Source organism: Pseudoalteromonas sp. AOP7-A1-14 (assembly GCF_052376275.1).
In the GTDB taxonomy this organism is placed as follows: domain Bacteria; phylum Pseudomonadota; class Gammaproteobacteria; order Enterobacterales; family Alteromonadaceae; genus Pseudoalteromonas.
Window position 1 is genome coordinate 1 of sequence record NZ_JBQSVO010000093.1, and the last position, 15,134, is coordinate 15,134.

Below are 15,134 nucleotides of genomic sequence, written 5' to 3' on the forward strand. Positions count from 1 at the left end.
GGCATGATTAATATTGATGTTTTAAAAGTAGAAATAAATAATGTTGAGTGTTCACTAATTCTATTAGGTATGTATCAGTAGGTTGACTATTTTTATTGTGTCTTATTTTATTCTCCTAAAGTTAGAGATTGCTTTTTATCAAAAGTGCTCACAAAGTCTTCTGTATTGTAGAGGAAATTGGCATTTTACGTGATAAATTAATTTATTTTAGATATAAAAATGCCAGCAAAGAGCTGGCATTTTAAATATGATGTTGATGAGTACTTTAACTACTTTTCTAATTTCTTAGCAAGGTATAACCAAGTTTCAAGCACCGTATCTGGATTAAGTGAGACAGAATCAATACCCTGCTCTACTAGCCATGCGGCAAAATCTTCATGATCAGAAGGACCTTGACCACAAATACCAACATACTTACCTTTTGTTTTAGCTGTTTGGATTGCCATAGACAATAGTTTTTTGATTGCTGGATTACGCTCATCAAATAAATGTGCGATTAGGCCAGAGTCACGATCTAGACCCAGTGTTAATTGAGTTAAATCGTTTGAGCCTATAGAAAACCCGTCAAAATGTACTAAAAACTCTTCAGCAAGTAATGCGTTTGAAGGCAGTTCACACATCATGATTACTTTTAAGCCATTTTCGCCACGTTTAAGACCATGCTCTTCAAGTAATTCAATTACACGTTTTCCTTCTTCGAGGGTACGAACAAATGGGATCATGATCTCAATGTTAGCCATTCCCATTTCATCACGAACACGCTTTATTGCTTCACACTCAAGGGCAAAACAATCGCGGAAAGATTCTGAAATGTATCGTGCAGCACCACGAAAACCAATCATTGGGTTTTCTTCATCCGGTTCGTATTGTTGGCCGCCGACAAGGTTAGCATACTCGTTTGATTTAAAATCAGACATACGAACAATTACGCGTTCAGGTGCAAATGCGCAACCTAATGTTGAAATGCCTTCAACGAGCTTAGTAATGTAAAACTCAACAGGAGATTCATAGCCGGCAATCATATCGGTAATTTCAGCTTTCAAATCTTCACTTTGAGCATCAAAATTAATAAGTGCTTTAGGGTGAACACCAATCATACGGTTGATGATAAACTCTAAACGGGCAAGCCCAACACCTGAGTGTGGCAAGCGAGCAAAGTCGAATGCACGATCGGGGTTACCCACGTTCATCATAACTTTCATCGGTAGTTCAGGCATTTCGTCAACACGCGAGGTGATGATTTCAAAATCTAATTGCCCTTCATATATATAGCCCGTGTCGCCTTCAGCACACGATACGGTAACTTCTCGACCTGCTTTAATTAAATCAGTTGCATTGCTACAGCCCACTACAGCAGGAATACCAAGCTCACGGGCGATAATTGCCGCATGACAAGTACGGCCACCGCGGTTTGTAACAATTGCCGCAGCACGTTTCATGATTGGTTCCCAATCAGGGTCTGTCATGTCGGTGACTAAAATATCACCTTGTTGTACCTGGTCCATTTCAGCGATTGAATCAAGAACACGGACAACTCCTGAGCCTATCTTATGGCCGATAGCACGCCCTTCAATAATAATATTGCTTGAACCATTTAGCTGAAAACGCTCCATAACGTTTGTATCTTCGTTAGATCGTACAGTTTCTGGTCGAGCTTGAACAATGTAAAGCTTTCCATCGTTACCGTCTTTTGCCCACTCGATATCCATCGCGCGACCATAGTGCTTTTCGATAATAACAGCTTGTTTTGCTAGTTCTTCTACTTCAGCATCGGTAATAGAAAACTTGTTTGATAGTGCGCTGTCTACGTCAACAATTTCAACTTGCTTACCGTGCTCTTGATCAGCAGAGTAAATCATTTGAATAGCTTTTGAGCCAATGTTACGACGAACGACTGATGGCTTTGCTTTTGCTAATGTTGGTTTATGAACATAAAATTCATCAGGATTTACAGCACCTTGTACCACCATTTCACCCAAACCATAACTTGATGTAATAAATACTACATCTTCAAAGCCTGATTCAGTATCAATGCTGAACATAACACCAGAAGCTGATTTGTCAGAACGTACCATGCGTTGAATACCTGCCGATAAGGCAACGCCACGATGGTCATAGCCTTGATGAACACGGTACGAAATTGCACGGTCATTAAATAAAGAAGCAAATACATGCTTAATAGCGATCATTACTGAATCGATGCCGCGTACATTCAAAAAGGTTTCTTGTTGACCTGCAAAAGAAGCGTCTGGCATATCTTCTGCTGTTGCAGATGAGCGAACTGCAAATGAAACATCGGCTGCCGCATCACCATGTAATTGGGTATATGCTTCGCGAATGGCTTTATCTAGGTTAGGTTGAAATGGGGTGTCGATAATCCACTGACGAATCTCAGCGCCGACTTTGGCAAGTGTATTCACATCATCGACATCGAGCGTGTCTAATATATCGTGAATTTTTGCATTGAGACCAGATTGGTCTAGAAATTCATTAAATGCCTCAGCGGTTGTTGCAAAACCACCAGGCACTTGAACACCTGCGTTAGCTAAGTTTGAAATCATTTCTCCGAGTGAGGCATTTTTACCACCAACACGAGGAACATCTTGCATACCAAGCTCTTGATACCAGAGAACGTATTCTTGCACGGATCTTTCTCCATAAACAAATTGTAGTAATAACTGTGAGAGTTAGGAAAGAAAACCTTCTAAAAAGGTCATCTTCATTCTACACTGGCAATACTGTTCACGTAAACCGTGAAGCCCCCTATTTTATAGATAAAAGTAATAAAAAGGTTAAATATGAGAACGGCATTTTATATATCAGACGGTACTGCGATTACTTCAGAAGTATTTGGCCATGCAACACTGTCATTATTTCCTGTTGAGTTTAATCATAAGACAATTCCATTTGTTGAAACTGAAGAAAAAGCGCACAAAGTAAAAAACCTCATAGATAAAACGGCGCAACGTGATGGTGAACAACCCTTTGTTTTTCACACCTTTGTTAATCATTCATTAAGTGAAATTATAAATTCATCCTGTGCGGTCAGTTATGATTTTTTATCAACTTATAGTGGTTTGATAGAAAAGGAACTAGCTGTTGCACCCGTACCAAAAATGCACCGAACTCATTCAATGCATGAAAAAAACTATGACTTTAGAATTGATGCCGTTAACTACGCCTTAACAAACGATGACGGTGCTAATATTAAAAACTATTCTGAGGCTGATATCATTTTAATTGGCGTTAGTCGCAGTGGTAAAACCCCTACTAGCCTATATTTAGCATTGCAATATGGGATCAAAGCAGCCAATTACCCAATTACCGAGGAAGATTTAGAAACCGGCAAGTTACCTACTTGTTTAGTAGATTATAAACATAAATTATTTGGTTTAACGATTGACCCGGTACGCCTAGCTGATATTCGCCAGCGCCGCATGGCAAACTCAAAATATGCTTCATTAAAGCAGTGTCGTATTGAAGTAAGAGAAGTTGAAATGCTTTATAAAAAACATAAGCTTGCTTTTTTAAATTCAACACATCATTCGGTTGAAGAAATATCGGCTAAAATTATTTCAGACACAAATCTTGTGCGACGTAAGTACTAGCTAACGTGAAATTAATAAAAACAAAAAAAGCCGCTTTTGCGGCTTTTTTAAGTATAAATAAATATTATTTACGAGAATCTTTCAATAAGTCAGCAACTAAAAAACCAAGTTCTAGTACTTGATCTGCATTTAATCGTGGATCACATTGTGTACGGTAACGCTGGGCTAAATCATCGTCAGATAATCCGTAGGCTCCCCCTGTACATTCTGTTACGTGTTGACCCGTCATTTCAAGGTGAACACCACCTGCGTACGATCCTTCAGACTTATGAACCGCGAAGAATTGGCTTATTTCACGTAAAATATTATCAAAGCTACGTGTTTTGTACCCTGAGCTGGCTTTTTCAGTATTGCCATGCATAGGATCTGAACTCCAAATTACCTTGCGGCCTTCTTGTTGTACTTTACGCACTAAGGCTGGTAGCTTTTCTGGGAGTACATCAGCGCCCATACGCGTAATTAAAGTAATACGACCTGGAATATTATCTGGGTTTACCGCATCAATTAAACGAATTAGTTCATCTGGGTCCATACTTGGGCCCACTTTAACACCTATTGGGTTTTTAATACCTTTAAAAAACTCAATGTGAGCGTGGTCTAGTTGACGAGTGCGCTCACCAATCCAAACAAAGTGAGCTGAGCAATCATACCAGTCGCCTGATAAATGGTCGCGGCGAGTAAGTGCCTCTTCGTAACCGAGTAATAACGCTTCGTGAGATGTATATAAGTCGGTTTCTTTTAAGCTTGGCGCAATAGTTGAATTGATACCGCACACTTCCATAAATTCAAGAGCGTCTTGAATTTTATCAGCAAGCTGTTGGTATTTTTCTTTAAGTGGATTAGCAGCTACAAAGCCCATATTCCAACGATTCACTTGATGCAAGTCAGCAAGACCACCTTGGGCAAATGCGCGTAGTAAGTTAAGTGTAGCTGCACTATGATGATAAGCTGTCATTAAGCGTTGCGGATCAGGTATGCGCGAAGCTTCAGTAAATTCAAAGTTATTAATGATGTCACCACGATAAGATGGTAATGATACACCATTAATGGTTTCCATATCTGCTGAACGTGGCTTTGCGTATTGGCCCGCCATACGTGCAATTTTAACTACTGGGCATTTACCGCCATAAGTTAGCACTACGGCCATTTGTAATAGTGTTTTGAATGTATCGCGGATATTGGCTGCATTAAAATCACTAAATGATTCAGCGCAATCACCACCTTGTAGTAAAAAGGCACGACCTTCACATACATCCTCGAGTTGCTTAAATAAGCTACGAGTTTCTTCTGCAAAAACTAAAGGTGGTGCACTTTTTAATTGGCTTTCGACCGTTTGTAATACTTCTTTATCTGGGTACTGTGGTTGCTGAAGTATTGGGTAATCTCTCCAGCTATTTGGGTTCCACGACTGCATGTTAATTCCTCATTCCTACATTGAGTGCTTATATGAAAATTAACGTAACAAGCCCCCTGGTTCAAGGACTATATTCGATAATTATCAATTATTTAGTAATGAGATAAAATCCATAGTGGATTTTGAGGTGTTTCTTTATGATTCGATAATTAAGCTTTGAACTAATAATTAAGTAACACTATGATTATTATACTTTAAGTAAAGTTAATAAGGTTAAGTAAAGACTATTAAAAAATCACATGTATATACAGAAGTAAAAGAACACATCATACTATAAAATGTGATGTGTGTAATCCAAACTTTACAGCAATACTTAACTAAAAGTAACCAAAAACTAGCCAGGATAAATATTTAATGTTATGAAGATTTCTCTCACCTTCGGACATTAATGTAGTTATATGGCTCCAAAATAAGTGCCAATTCAACCTAGAATAAAAAATAGCTAATAGTAGATTTGGTGCCCTGTCATTTATTATATCGAAAGATCAAACACACCAACTAAAGAACACATCATACATTATTAATATGTTCTGGAACTTAGCAACAGAGTGAAATTTAATAAAAGTAATCAGTTAGCTTGTGCCTGATTAGGATCATGTTAAGATATTCATCATCCTTAAAAATGGTATGATGTGTTCTTATGGTTGGAAAAGTTCAAATTCGTAGTCAGTTCGATTTATTAAATGATCTGACTCAATTATTTATAGACGATATCAGTGAGTATGAGTATTCCAGTGCACACTATTACCAGTTACCTGATATAAATAGTAATGATGAAAAAAACATACCAAGTATAATTGAAACTACAAGGTTATCTGGTGAAGTAGCTCAAAAATCTATTTTAAAAGCCTATACTGATATTTATAAAAAACCTGGATTAAGTAGTCGTGTTTTAAAACGTCACCCTGGAATATTAATATTAAAAAATGCTGATAAAAAGGCACTCACAGCCCGAATACATCAGCTTAATAAAGCTAAAGCTGCATTTAAAGAATGTGTTTTATCTATTGATAATAACAATGCACGTTTTGAAGCCGTTCATAATGCAGTTCCTAGTTTAATTACATTAGCAGCTTATCGTAAAGTGCATTTTGAAACCGACTCCCCTTTTTCATTAAGATTTACATGGATGCATAAACACGCAACAAAAACCCTTACAAAGAAGATGGCATTGGCTATGCTCGAAAAATCAGCTAATTATTCTAACCCACGAATAATTGATCAACATAATTGGCAGTCGCTTGTCGCACAAGAGCAAAGGCGTGTTGCGAGTTTACCAGAAAAAGAAAAGCTACGAATTCGTCGGCCAACCAGAGTGAGCCCACAAGTAAATATACGATATACAGCAACAAACCGATATCATGTTAGTGCCGCATTACCATTTATTTTAATTAACCCAGAACCAGATGTTAAAATAGGCAGATTGTCAGATTATATAAAACCACAAAGTCATCCACGTAAACGAGAATATGATTACCTCATTGATAGACTTTATTTGGAACAAATAGATAAATAGATTATGTTAAATGGGTGAGAATGTTATTCATTAAGGGATTTACTTCACAAAGCTGAATCTATAACGCACTAGAACAAAATAATTGAAGACTTATAAATAGATATAAGCCTTCTGTTATTTAATTACTATCTTCAACAATCTCTTCTAACTTATCTTCATCAATTAACACAGCATTCTCAATAATCCGTTTCCCACCTTGGATTTCAATTCGCTTATTGTGCTTATTAAGTGTCAGAATTTCATCACAGAATTGATCAGAGGGATACATTTCATAAGTGTAATCAACAATATTTCCTGTTTTATCATCTTTTACATTAGTAATGTTATATTCAGAGATAGCACCTTTTTCAATTAAATCTTTCATTGTTGTCGTCATGTCACGACGTAATGCTTTTAATTTATTCTCAGTTATATCATCAGTTGAGTAAATTGAACCATACTTTTCCATTATTGAGAGTAATCGAAAGTGGTATGTTTTCCCCGGTGCTGCATAACGCCAAAGATGATAAAGTCGCAACATCATCCAACGAGATAATCCGCGTTTTAATTCTTGCGCACTATTAAAGTAATAACCTTTATACTCTAGATTATCAATCATGTTATGGACAAATGCATTTAAACACGCAACACATTTTACATTGCCGCCCTGCCCTTTTTTACCGCTAAAATGTAGTGATGATAAAAAATTCATGTTTGACTCATAAAATGAATCATCAATATTTGTATTTTTAGTATCAGTAGCAGAATATTTAAATGAAAGCTTTGAACCTTGTAATGCTTCTAAAGATTCTTTTATCTGTGGGTATGGCATAGATTGACCAACAGCTTTAAGCTCTTGTGCTAATTCATTCATTGAAAAAACAACAGCGTACTGAATTCCAGACTTAAAGTTAATTTTTACAATTTTTCCTTTTGATGCTAAACGAATAAGCGCTCGTTCAACTTTTTCTTCTCTATCAGATGGCCATACTAAATACTCAACATCTTCACCATCTTTTCGCGAACTGACAACCGCAGGCGTTATCTTAATTTCACCATCATAAAGAATTCCATCGACTTTCTCAGAAATTTTGCGAGTTATTATTGTTTTTTTAGGGGCTTCTTCTAAAGGGAGTTTTTTATGCCCAGAACGAACAAAACGCCCCCATAAATCATAATGATTGAAGGTATTTGAATAAGCACGTAACCCATGAGCCACGTTTTCTATTGATACGCGCACATCTTTATTATCTGTAAACAGTGCAAGACTTTCATTATCGATTGCACTTTCCACCCCGTGGATCTGACCCCTTAATGTATCAGGTAAGTTATCTACTGAGATGTTAACCTTTCGGCTCATTATTTTTTCCAATTTTGTTGTGACATCTTATAACAACACATAAAATGAAAAAAGTTAACTGATTAAGTTAGTATAAAACTGATCTCAGATTAAATAAAAGGAGCGGATCATTATTTTACTAAGCAATCGTTACTTTAACTATTTTCAGATCATATTTTTACTAACTAAGTTCTTATAAAGCTAAATTTTACTAACTCAGTTTTAAATTATAGCAACTAATGTCCTGTGATATTTAATTTTTTTAAAAAAAACACGACAATTTACATTTTCTTAATTATCCTTGTGGATAAATGATTACTTAGTGCTAATAGATCTGATCTGTACTTACTAAAGATCTGATCCTTACTAATTTAATCACTCTTTAAAGTAACTTATAAGTGCATAACTTTCTAATTATCTTAGTAAAAAACTGATCTCAAGCAGTCTTTTAGTGCATACATCTGTGCTTAAGCTGTGTATAACTTACTATTTTTTTTTAGCGTTAGTAATATCTCGATCTAGGAGTTAGAAAAGATCGGATCTTAACCAAGTATAATCATGATCTAACAAAATAAAATTTATCTCTAAAAATCAGTAGTTTAAGTACTTTAATTTAACTCTTAACCTTTACTACCTATATACTTAACCATACTTAATCTTATTAATTATACTAAGCAATATTAAATTTTATTACCGACTTTTAATTATGATTACAAATAAAAGCGATGTCGCTATAAATAGTTGTTTACAGTTATTTGAATGGACATTATACTTGAAGCCTAACTTTGAGGAATAAAGTATGTCAATTAATAATAGTGCACTAGATACCTATCGCCTTCTAAAGGCAACGGCTGAAGTTGCTGAAAAATCATTAGAGGGTCGAATTCAACATTACCGTGCCCATTTAAAATCTGATGAAAAAGAATTAAGAACATATACCCAAAAAGCAGCAGCAGATCTTCTAGGTTGCAATAATCGTACTTTAAAACGTCGCCATGATAACGGTGATTTTGATAATCTAGATATCAAAAGAGGCGCAAATGGGCATTATGCTTATACACTAGTTAATATCTTTGCCATGGCAGATATTATGGATATTAAGCCAGACCATCGTACCACTGATGATAAATTACAAGTTATTGTGATTAATTCATTAAAAGGTGGCTGTGGTAAAACAACTAGTATGGTTAATATTGCAGCAGCACTTGCAACAACAAATATTAAACGTTATCGCATTGGTATTATTGATTTGGATCCACAGGGTTCATCTTCTAGTTTCTTTCCCGCCAGTGAACCTGAACCAATAACCGTTGGTGACTTGATGCGCGATTGCATCGAACTTGATTCGGATGAAACATGGCCAGATCTTGTTACTAATTCGTTTTTGCCTACTCACATACCTAATATTCGTATTCTTCCTTCAGGTATGGATGATTTTTACTTTGAGCATGAGACAGCAACTCTGTTAAAAGATAGTTCGAGTTATGATAAAACCAGGCATTACCACAAATTGCTAGAAAAAGTTATAGAACCAGTACAAGATCAATTTGATATTATTTTAATTGATACAGCACCTTCACTTAACTTTTTGTTTTATAACGCATTAATGGCTTCAACTGCAATGTTAATTCCAGTTCATCCTGAAGCTGTTGATTTTGATGCTAATAATAAATATTTAAAACGTCTTGGAGAAATCTATCATACAGTGGCTGCTTTAGGTCATGAAGGATGGGACTTCATGCAATTTCTAGTAACAAATTATGTAAAAGGCAATCACTCACAACGTGACATTGTAAAGGATGTACGCAGTGCTTTTGGCCGTCAAGTTATGAGCTACCCAATAAATCATAGTTCTGCAATTACAGCTAGTTCATCATCGTTTAATACTATATTTGATCAAAAAACATCTGATAGTTTAGCTAGCAGAGAATCTTTAATGCGTGCCCAAGAAAATATAAAAGATGTGGTTGATGAACTCGAAATGCTGATGCGTTCAAATTGGGTTTCAACACAATCTCAACTAAATAATGCTAAGTAAGGTAGTTTATAATAATGGCTAAAAAACGTAAAAATGATACCCGCTTAGACCCTTTCGCAACGGATATTGAAAATAGTAGTCTTGATGCATTACTTGAAAAAGCAAATGCTGGTGATGTAATAAGCATGCCTGCACCGAGTGATCCAAATCGCCAAATTACACTAGTTTGCAAAGTGGTCCCATCTGCTGATATTGAAACGACTACGTCTGTATATGGCAAAAACCGACGTGTGCAATCATTACTTAATGAAAAATCAGTCTCTGATATTCTTCCTGCAATTGCTGAAGATGGTCGTAACCAACATCCAGCCCTATGTTGGGATAATGGCAATGAGATGCTTGTACTTGCAGGTTCGCGCCGTCGTAAGGCATGTATTTTAAGTAATGCAGATTACTTGGTACTTAGTTCAAGTGATTTTACTGATCAAGACGCCAAAATTTTAGCAGTTTCATCTGATCAGTACATCGCTCCAAGCTTATGGGAATTAGGGCAAGCCTATCAGCAAACTAAGCAAGAACTGATCGCTAAAGGTAAGAAAGGTTCTTATCGCGAGGTTGCACATTTAGAAGGGGTTTCTCACACCGCTATTGCTGATGCGATTAAAGCTCATGAAAATATTCCTGCAACAGTTCTAGCACTTTATCCCACCGCTAACCACGTAGGTCGTGAAGTCGCCAAAAAGCTTATTAGTGCCAAGGAGCGTGACCCTAAAGCGTTTATGGCGTTAGTTGATGAACTTGCTCAAAATGAAGAGTTATCACTTATTACTAGTGATGAAAAACGTTCTACAGTCATTACAAAACGCTTAACAACAGAACCTGCTGGGCAGCCACGTCGCGAAGCAGTATTAGAAAATAACTTTATTACCGTTCAACGCAATCTTAAAAGTGGTGACGTTTCAATTAAAATTGATAATAAAGTCATGACTGACAAGCGTTTAGAGCAATTAACTAAATTACTTAATGGTTTTAACTAGTTGATATAATACTGATCCATAAAGTTAAATTACTTAGTAAAAAGCTGATCTAAGTAAGGAGTAAGTTAGTAAAATTGTGATCTCTCTCATATAATATCCATCATATATAGGCTTATTTTGCCGCACAGATCACATTTTTACTAACTTATAGCCCCTTTCCAATTCAACTTCCTTCTTTTTCTAACTAGCTGGTAAAAAACTGATCTGTAACGCCCCTTTTTTGTTGTTAAGTTGTTTATAACTTGTGGGCTTGTTGTTGTTAACCTCATTTTTTTCTAGCTATTTGCTATAAACCGATTTTTTACTAAGTCCGCAGATCTTACCAGTTATATTGTTTTTATAATTGCTTTAGCTCAGGACTTAAAAACCATATACTGGTTTAATTATTTTTTTAATATGACTGCATAAAGCACAATGTCTGCTAACTTATCAAAAACAGATTTACTGACAATTTTTGAAGAAATAAAACAAGAGCAAGCAACTCAGTTTCAACTTTCTGATCGTTTTATTAAAAAGCTTTTTACACCCCGAGTCTTAGAAAAAGCAAAACAGTATCTTCTTAGTGGGCAAATTAATTGGCTTGAGCATAATCGCGATTTTTCAGTCATTGATGCATCGATATTAACTAATACAGGAAGTACATACACTCAACACATCGAGATCACTAAGTTACCTACTGGTTACTCTGTGGATAGCCACTGTTCTTGCAACGCAAAAACAAAATGCAGACATATTGCAGCTGTGCTACTAAAGCTAAAAGTAGAGCATTCGGGCAGCTACGGTGAAGACTACTTTATTAATGACTGGCTCAGAGAATTAAGTAGTATTAAGCAGCAACAAAACTCAGATGCTCAGCAAGTTTTATTATTTGTATTAGACATTGAGCATGGTAAATTAATATTAACCCCTAAAGTAGCTAATAAAAGTAGCAACCATAATTACACTCTGGGGCGAAATTTAACGGATCAACAGCTCAATAGTTTTGTAACTCCTGCTAATTTATTAGAAACTGACTTTAGGCTGTATACCTGGATCCGTTCACAAAATACCATTGGTAGCTTAACACTTCAGGGGCAATGGGGGTTTGATGCTTTACAACAACTTATTGCTACACAAAGACTCTTTTTTCAGCGCTCAAGAGAGCCTATAAAAGCACATAATACCCAAGCTTTAACATTTAGTTGGCAACATAATAAAAAGCTAACTAGTTTAAATATGCAGCTTGATGAAGCTAAACAATGGGTACTTATACACACCACCCCACCAACCTATTTTGATTTTGAAAATTTAAAAATAGGCCGTATTCGCACTCCACTTAGTAGTAACGAAATTAGCCATTTAAAAGCGATGCCGAGTTTGCATGACACTAACTTTGACCGTATTTATAAACAGTTAGCAGATAATTTTGGCCCTGAGCTAATCCCACACCCTCATAATAAGCAGATAACAAATTCAATTAAATCGCCGGTTATATTGAATGTATCATCTACTCAAGGGACTATTTTGCTTAAGGTATTATTTAATTATAGTAATCAATCGTTTGAGCTTGGCACTGCCCCTGCTGAATTAATAAATACGGCTCTTGAAAATACGGTTACGAACGAGTTAGTAAATATTGGATTTGAGCAGTGTAAAGCCCCTTTACAAAATGAGTTTTTATTTAATAAACAAACAGGTGCATACAATCATTGGTTCAATAATGAAATTATCCCACAACTCAAAGATCATGGATGGCAAGTAAATATACTCCAGCCAATATCCAATCACGTCGTTAAACCTGTAGAGCTTGAATTAAAACGAGGGAAAGGCCATCAAGTAGTTGGTAAAATAATGATCCAAAAGAATGTGGGGTCGGGTGTTTTTAATAATGATAATAACTTTTATCATTCATTGAATAGACAAAGCGAATTATTTTATTATTTCCCACAAGGGCATGGCTTTACTGTAATTACTAAACGCGCCTTTTACTTGTTGCAGCAGTTTAAAGATCAGTTTGAATTTATTAAAACCCGAAGTGAGTTCATTTTCCCAGTATCGTACTTACAAGAGTTGTTAAGCTTTGAAGCCATTAATAGCTACTTTACTGATGATAAACTTAAACGTTATTTTAATGAAATTACTGAACAAAAACACCAAACACGGACTATTACGCAATATGGTTTAAAACATGATGTTCAATTAAGGGAGTATCAACAACAAGGTATTGCGTGGTTAAGTTTTTTAAAGCGGCATCAGTTGGGCGGTATACTCGCTGATGATATGGGGCTTGGGAAAACGCTTCAGGTAATTGCTTTTTTAGCTGATCAAGTTCAGTTCCAACAAGCAGGTCCATCTTTGATTGTCTGCCCTACGACCTTAGTAGGCAACTGGCAAAGTGAAATCAATAAGTTTAGTGAAAACCTTAAAGTCACCACCATTTTTGGTGCCGCCAGAGTTGAACAATTACAGCAACTGGCTCATGCAAATTGTATTATTACCACCTACCCGCTTTTAAAACGTGATATAGCCTATTACTCGCCTTTGTATTTTGAAAATATAATATTAGACGAAGCACAGTATATAAAAAACGAAACGGCGCAAGTTTCGCGCTTAGTTAAACGTTTAAATGCTGATTTTAAATTGTGTTTAAGTGGTACACCAATTGAAAATAACTTATTTGAACTAAAGTCATTACTCGATTTTGCTATGCCGAACTTACTTGGAACGCCGAGTCATTTTAAACAACACTTCCAAGTCCCAATTGAAAAACAGCAAGACTCAGAAAAAGCGGCTCAATTAAAAACCCTTATTTTACCTTTCATATTAAGGCGCACCAAAGCGCAAGTCGTTAAAGAACTTCCGCAAAAAACAGAACTTATTAAAGAATTTGAATTTACTGTCAAACAACAAAAAATGTATTCAGAAATTGCCCAGTCACTTGAAAAAAAATTAGTTAACTTATTTACAGAGCAAGGCGTTAATAAAAGCAAATTAGCTTTTCTAGAGGCCCTATTAAAACTTAGACAAGTATGTTGCCATCCAAAGCTTGTCGATTCTCAAAGCTCAGCAGATAGCGCTAAGTTAGAGTGGCTTTCTTCTCACCTTCCTAGAATGTTAAGTACAGACAAAAAAGTGATAATATTTAGTCAGTTTACTAAAGCATTGGCGTTAATAGCAGAACGCTTAAAAGCACAAGAAATTGATTTTAGTCTACTTACCGGGCAAACCCGCCATCGGGATAAAGTGATTAGTGAGTTCACCAGCGGCCAAACATCTATATTTTTAATAAGCCTCAAAGCTGGCGGTACTGGACTTAATTTAACGCAGGCCGATACCGTGATCCACTTTGACCCATGGTGGAACCCTGCTGTTGAAAATCAAGCCACTGATCGCGCTTATCGAATTGGCCAAACAAACCCTGTTTTTGTTTATAAATTAATGATGAATAATTCTATCGAGCAAAAGGTATTTAGAATGCAGCAAAATAAACAAGCACTTGCTGATGTTTTATTTACCGATAAGGTTATGAATTTTAATGATTTCAATGAGGAACAAATGCTTTCTTTATTAAAAGGTTAAGTTCTTAGATAAGTTAAAGAACCAGCATCTACTATTATGTTTGTTGTTAAGCCAAAGTTAAAAGTAAGTACCTTGTTGATTTTCAATTTGGTTACTAAATTTAGTAATGATTGAGCCAGCTCATATAGAGCTGGCTTTTTTATGCCTATAATTTAGCTATAGCCTTGTCTTTTTATTTGTTGAATCATTTTTAAATATTTTTTGAACTAAGTTTAAAAAGTGACGTCTACTATTATGCTTGTTGTTAAATTGCAGTTTACGATAAGCATCATGTTGATTTCCCTATTTGGTTACTAAATTTAGTAATGATTGAGCCAGCTCATATTGAGCTGGCTTTTTTTATGCCTACAACTTAGCCATAGCTTTGTATTTTTATTCGCTGAATTATTTTTAAATATTTTTGAACTAAGTTTAAAAAGTGGCGTCTATTATTATGCTTGTTGTTAAATTGCAGTTTACGATAAGCATCATGTTGATTTCCGTGTTTGGTTACTTAATTTAGTAATGATTGAGCCTGCTCATATTGAGCTGGCTTTTTTTATGCCTATAACTTAGCCATAGCTTTGTATTTTTATTCGCTGAATTATTTTTGAACTAAGTTTAAAAAGTAGCGTCTACTATTATGCTTGTTGTTAAATTACAGTTTACGATAAGCATCATGTTGATTTCCCTGTTTGGTTACTGAATTTAGTAATGATTGAGCCT

8 protein-coding genes are annotated in these 15,134 nt (G+C 35.7%); 5 read left to right on the forward strand and 3 right to left on the reverse strand.

Annotation, left to right across the window (positions count from 1 at the left end):
* Window positions 1–269: 269 nt before the first annotated feature.
* Window positions 270–2,645: a phosphoenolpyruvate synthase gene (ppsA, locus tag ACT3RM_RS13505; protein ID WP_441835697.1), complete on the reverse strand. Its 2,376-nt coding sequence runs from the start codon at window positions 2,643–2,645 to the stop codon at window positions 270–272.
* A gap of 153 nt (window positions 2,646–2,798) precedes the next feature.
* Here ppsA and ppsR point away from each other — a divergent pair, with 153 nt between their 5' ends.
* A complete protein-coding gene (ppsR, locus tag ACT3RM_RS13510; RefSeq protein WP_441835698.1) occupies window positions 2,799–3,608 on the forward strand; it encodes a posphoenolpyruvate synthetase regulatory kinase/phosphorylase PpsR in 810 nt (269 codons plus the stop codon).
* Between the two features lie 64 nt (window positions 3,609–3,672).
* On the opposite strand, the gene ACT3RM_RS13515 is transcribed toward ppsR, so the two are convergent.
* The gene (locus ACT3RM_RS13515) at window positions 3,673–5,022 is read right to left on the reverse strand and encodes a class II 3-deoxy-7-phosphoheptulonate synthase (RefSeq protein WP_441835699.1); all 1,350 of its coding nucleotides are present in this window, start codon (window positions 5,020–5,022) and stop codon (window positions 3,673–3,675) included.
* A gap of 640 nt (window positions 5,023–5,662) precedes the next feature.
* Here ACT3RM_RS13515 and ACT3RM_RS13520 point away from each other — a divergent pair.
* Entirely contained in the window at window positions 5,663–6,538 is an 876-nt protein-coding gene (locus tag ACT3RM_RS13520) for a DNA replication terminus site-binding protein (RefSeq protein ID WP_441995110.1), read from the forward strand.
* Between the two features lie 118 nt (window positions 6,539–6,656).
* On the opposite strand, the gene ACT3RM_RS13525 is transcribed toward ACT3RM_RS13520, so the two are convergent.
* Entirely contained in the window at window positions 6,657–7,877 is a 1,221-nt protein-coding gene (locus tag ACT3RM_RS13525) for a replication protein A (RefSeq protein ID WP_441835701.1), read from the reverse strand.
* Between the two features lie 778 nt (window positions 7,878–8,655).
* On the opposite strand from ACT3RM_RS13525, the gene ACT3RM_RS13530 reads away from it, so the two are divergent.
* The 3 genes from ACT3RM_RS13530 (at window position 8,656) to ACT3RM_RS13540 (ending at window position 14,429) form a co-directional block, all read left to right on the forward strand.
* Window positions 8,656–9,894: an AAA family ATPase gene (locus tag ACT3RM_RS13530; protein WP_441835702.1), complete on the forward strand. Its 1,239-nt coding sequence runs from the start codon at window positions 8,656–8,658 to the stop codon at window positions 9,892–9,894.
* Between the two features lie 14 nt (window positions 9,895–9,908).
* On the forward strand, window positions 9,909–10,871 hold the full coding sequence (locus tag ACT3RM_RS13535) for a transcriptional regulator (RefSeq protein WP_441835703.1): 963 nt from the start codon (window positions 9,909–9,911) through the stop codon (window positions 10,869–10,871).
* Window positions 10,872–11,285: 414 nt separating this feature from the next.
* On the forward strand, window positions 11,286–14,429 hold the full coding sequence (locus tag ACT3RM_RS13540; RefSeq protein ID WP_441995109.1) for a DEAD/DEAH box helicase: 3,144 nt from the start codon (window positions 11,286–11,288) through the stop codon (window positions 14,427–14,429).
* Window positions 14,430–15,134: the final 705 nt, after the last annotated feature.

Bases quoted from the DNA above. Each gene is read 5' to 3' on its own strand.
- ppsR (WP_441835698.1), top strand. From the start codon at position 2,799: ATGAGAACGGCATTTTATATATCAGACGGTACTGCGATTACTTCAGAA.
- ACT3RM_RS13515 (WP_441835699.1), bottom strand. From the start codon at position 5,022: ATGCAGTCGTGGAACCCAAATAGCTGGAGAGATTACCCAATACTTCAG.
- ACT3RM_RS13520 (WP_441995110.1), top strand. From the start codon at position 5,663: ATGGTTGGAAAAGTTCAAATTCGTAGTCAGTTCGATTTATTAAATGAT.
- ACT3RM_RS13525 (WP_441835701.1), bottom strand. From the start codon at position 7,877: ATGAGCCGAAAGGTTAACATCTCAGTAGATAACTTACCTGATACATTA.
- ACT3RM_RS13530 (WP_441835702.1), top strand. From the start codon at position 8,656: ATGTCAATTAATAATAGTGCACTAGATACCTATCGCCTTCTAAAGGCA.
- ACT3RM_RS13535 (WP_441835703.1), top strand. From the start codon at position 9,909: ATGGCTAAAAAACGTAAAAATGATACCCGCTTAGACCCTTTCGCAACG.
- ACT3RM_RS13540 (WP_441995109.1), top strand. From the start codon at position 11,286: ATGTCTGCTAACTTATCAAAAACAGATTTACTGACAATTTTTGAAGAA.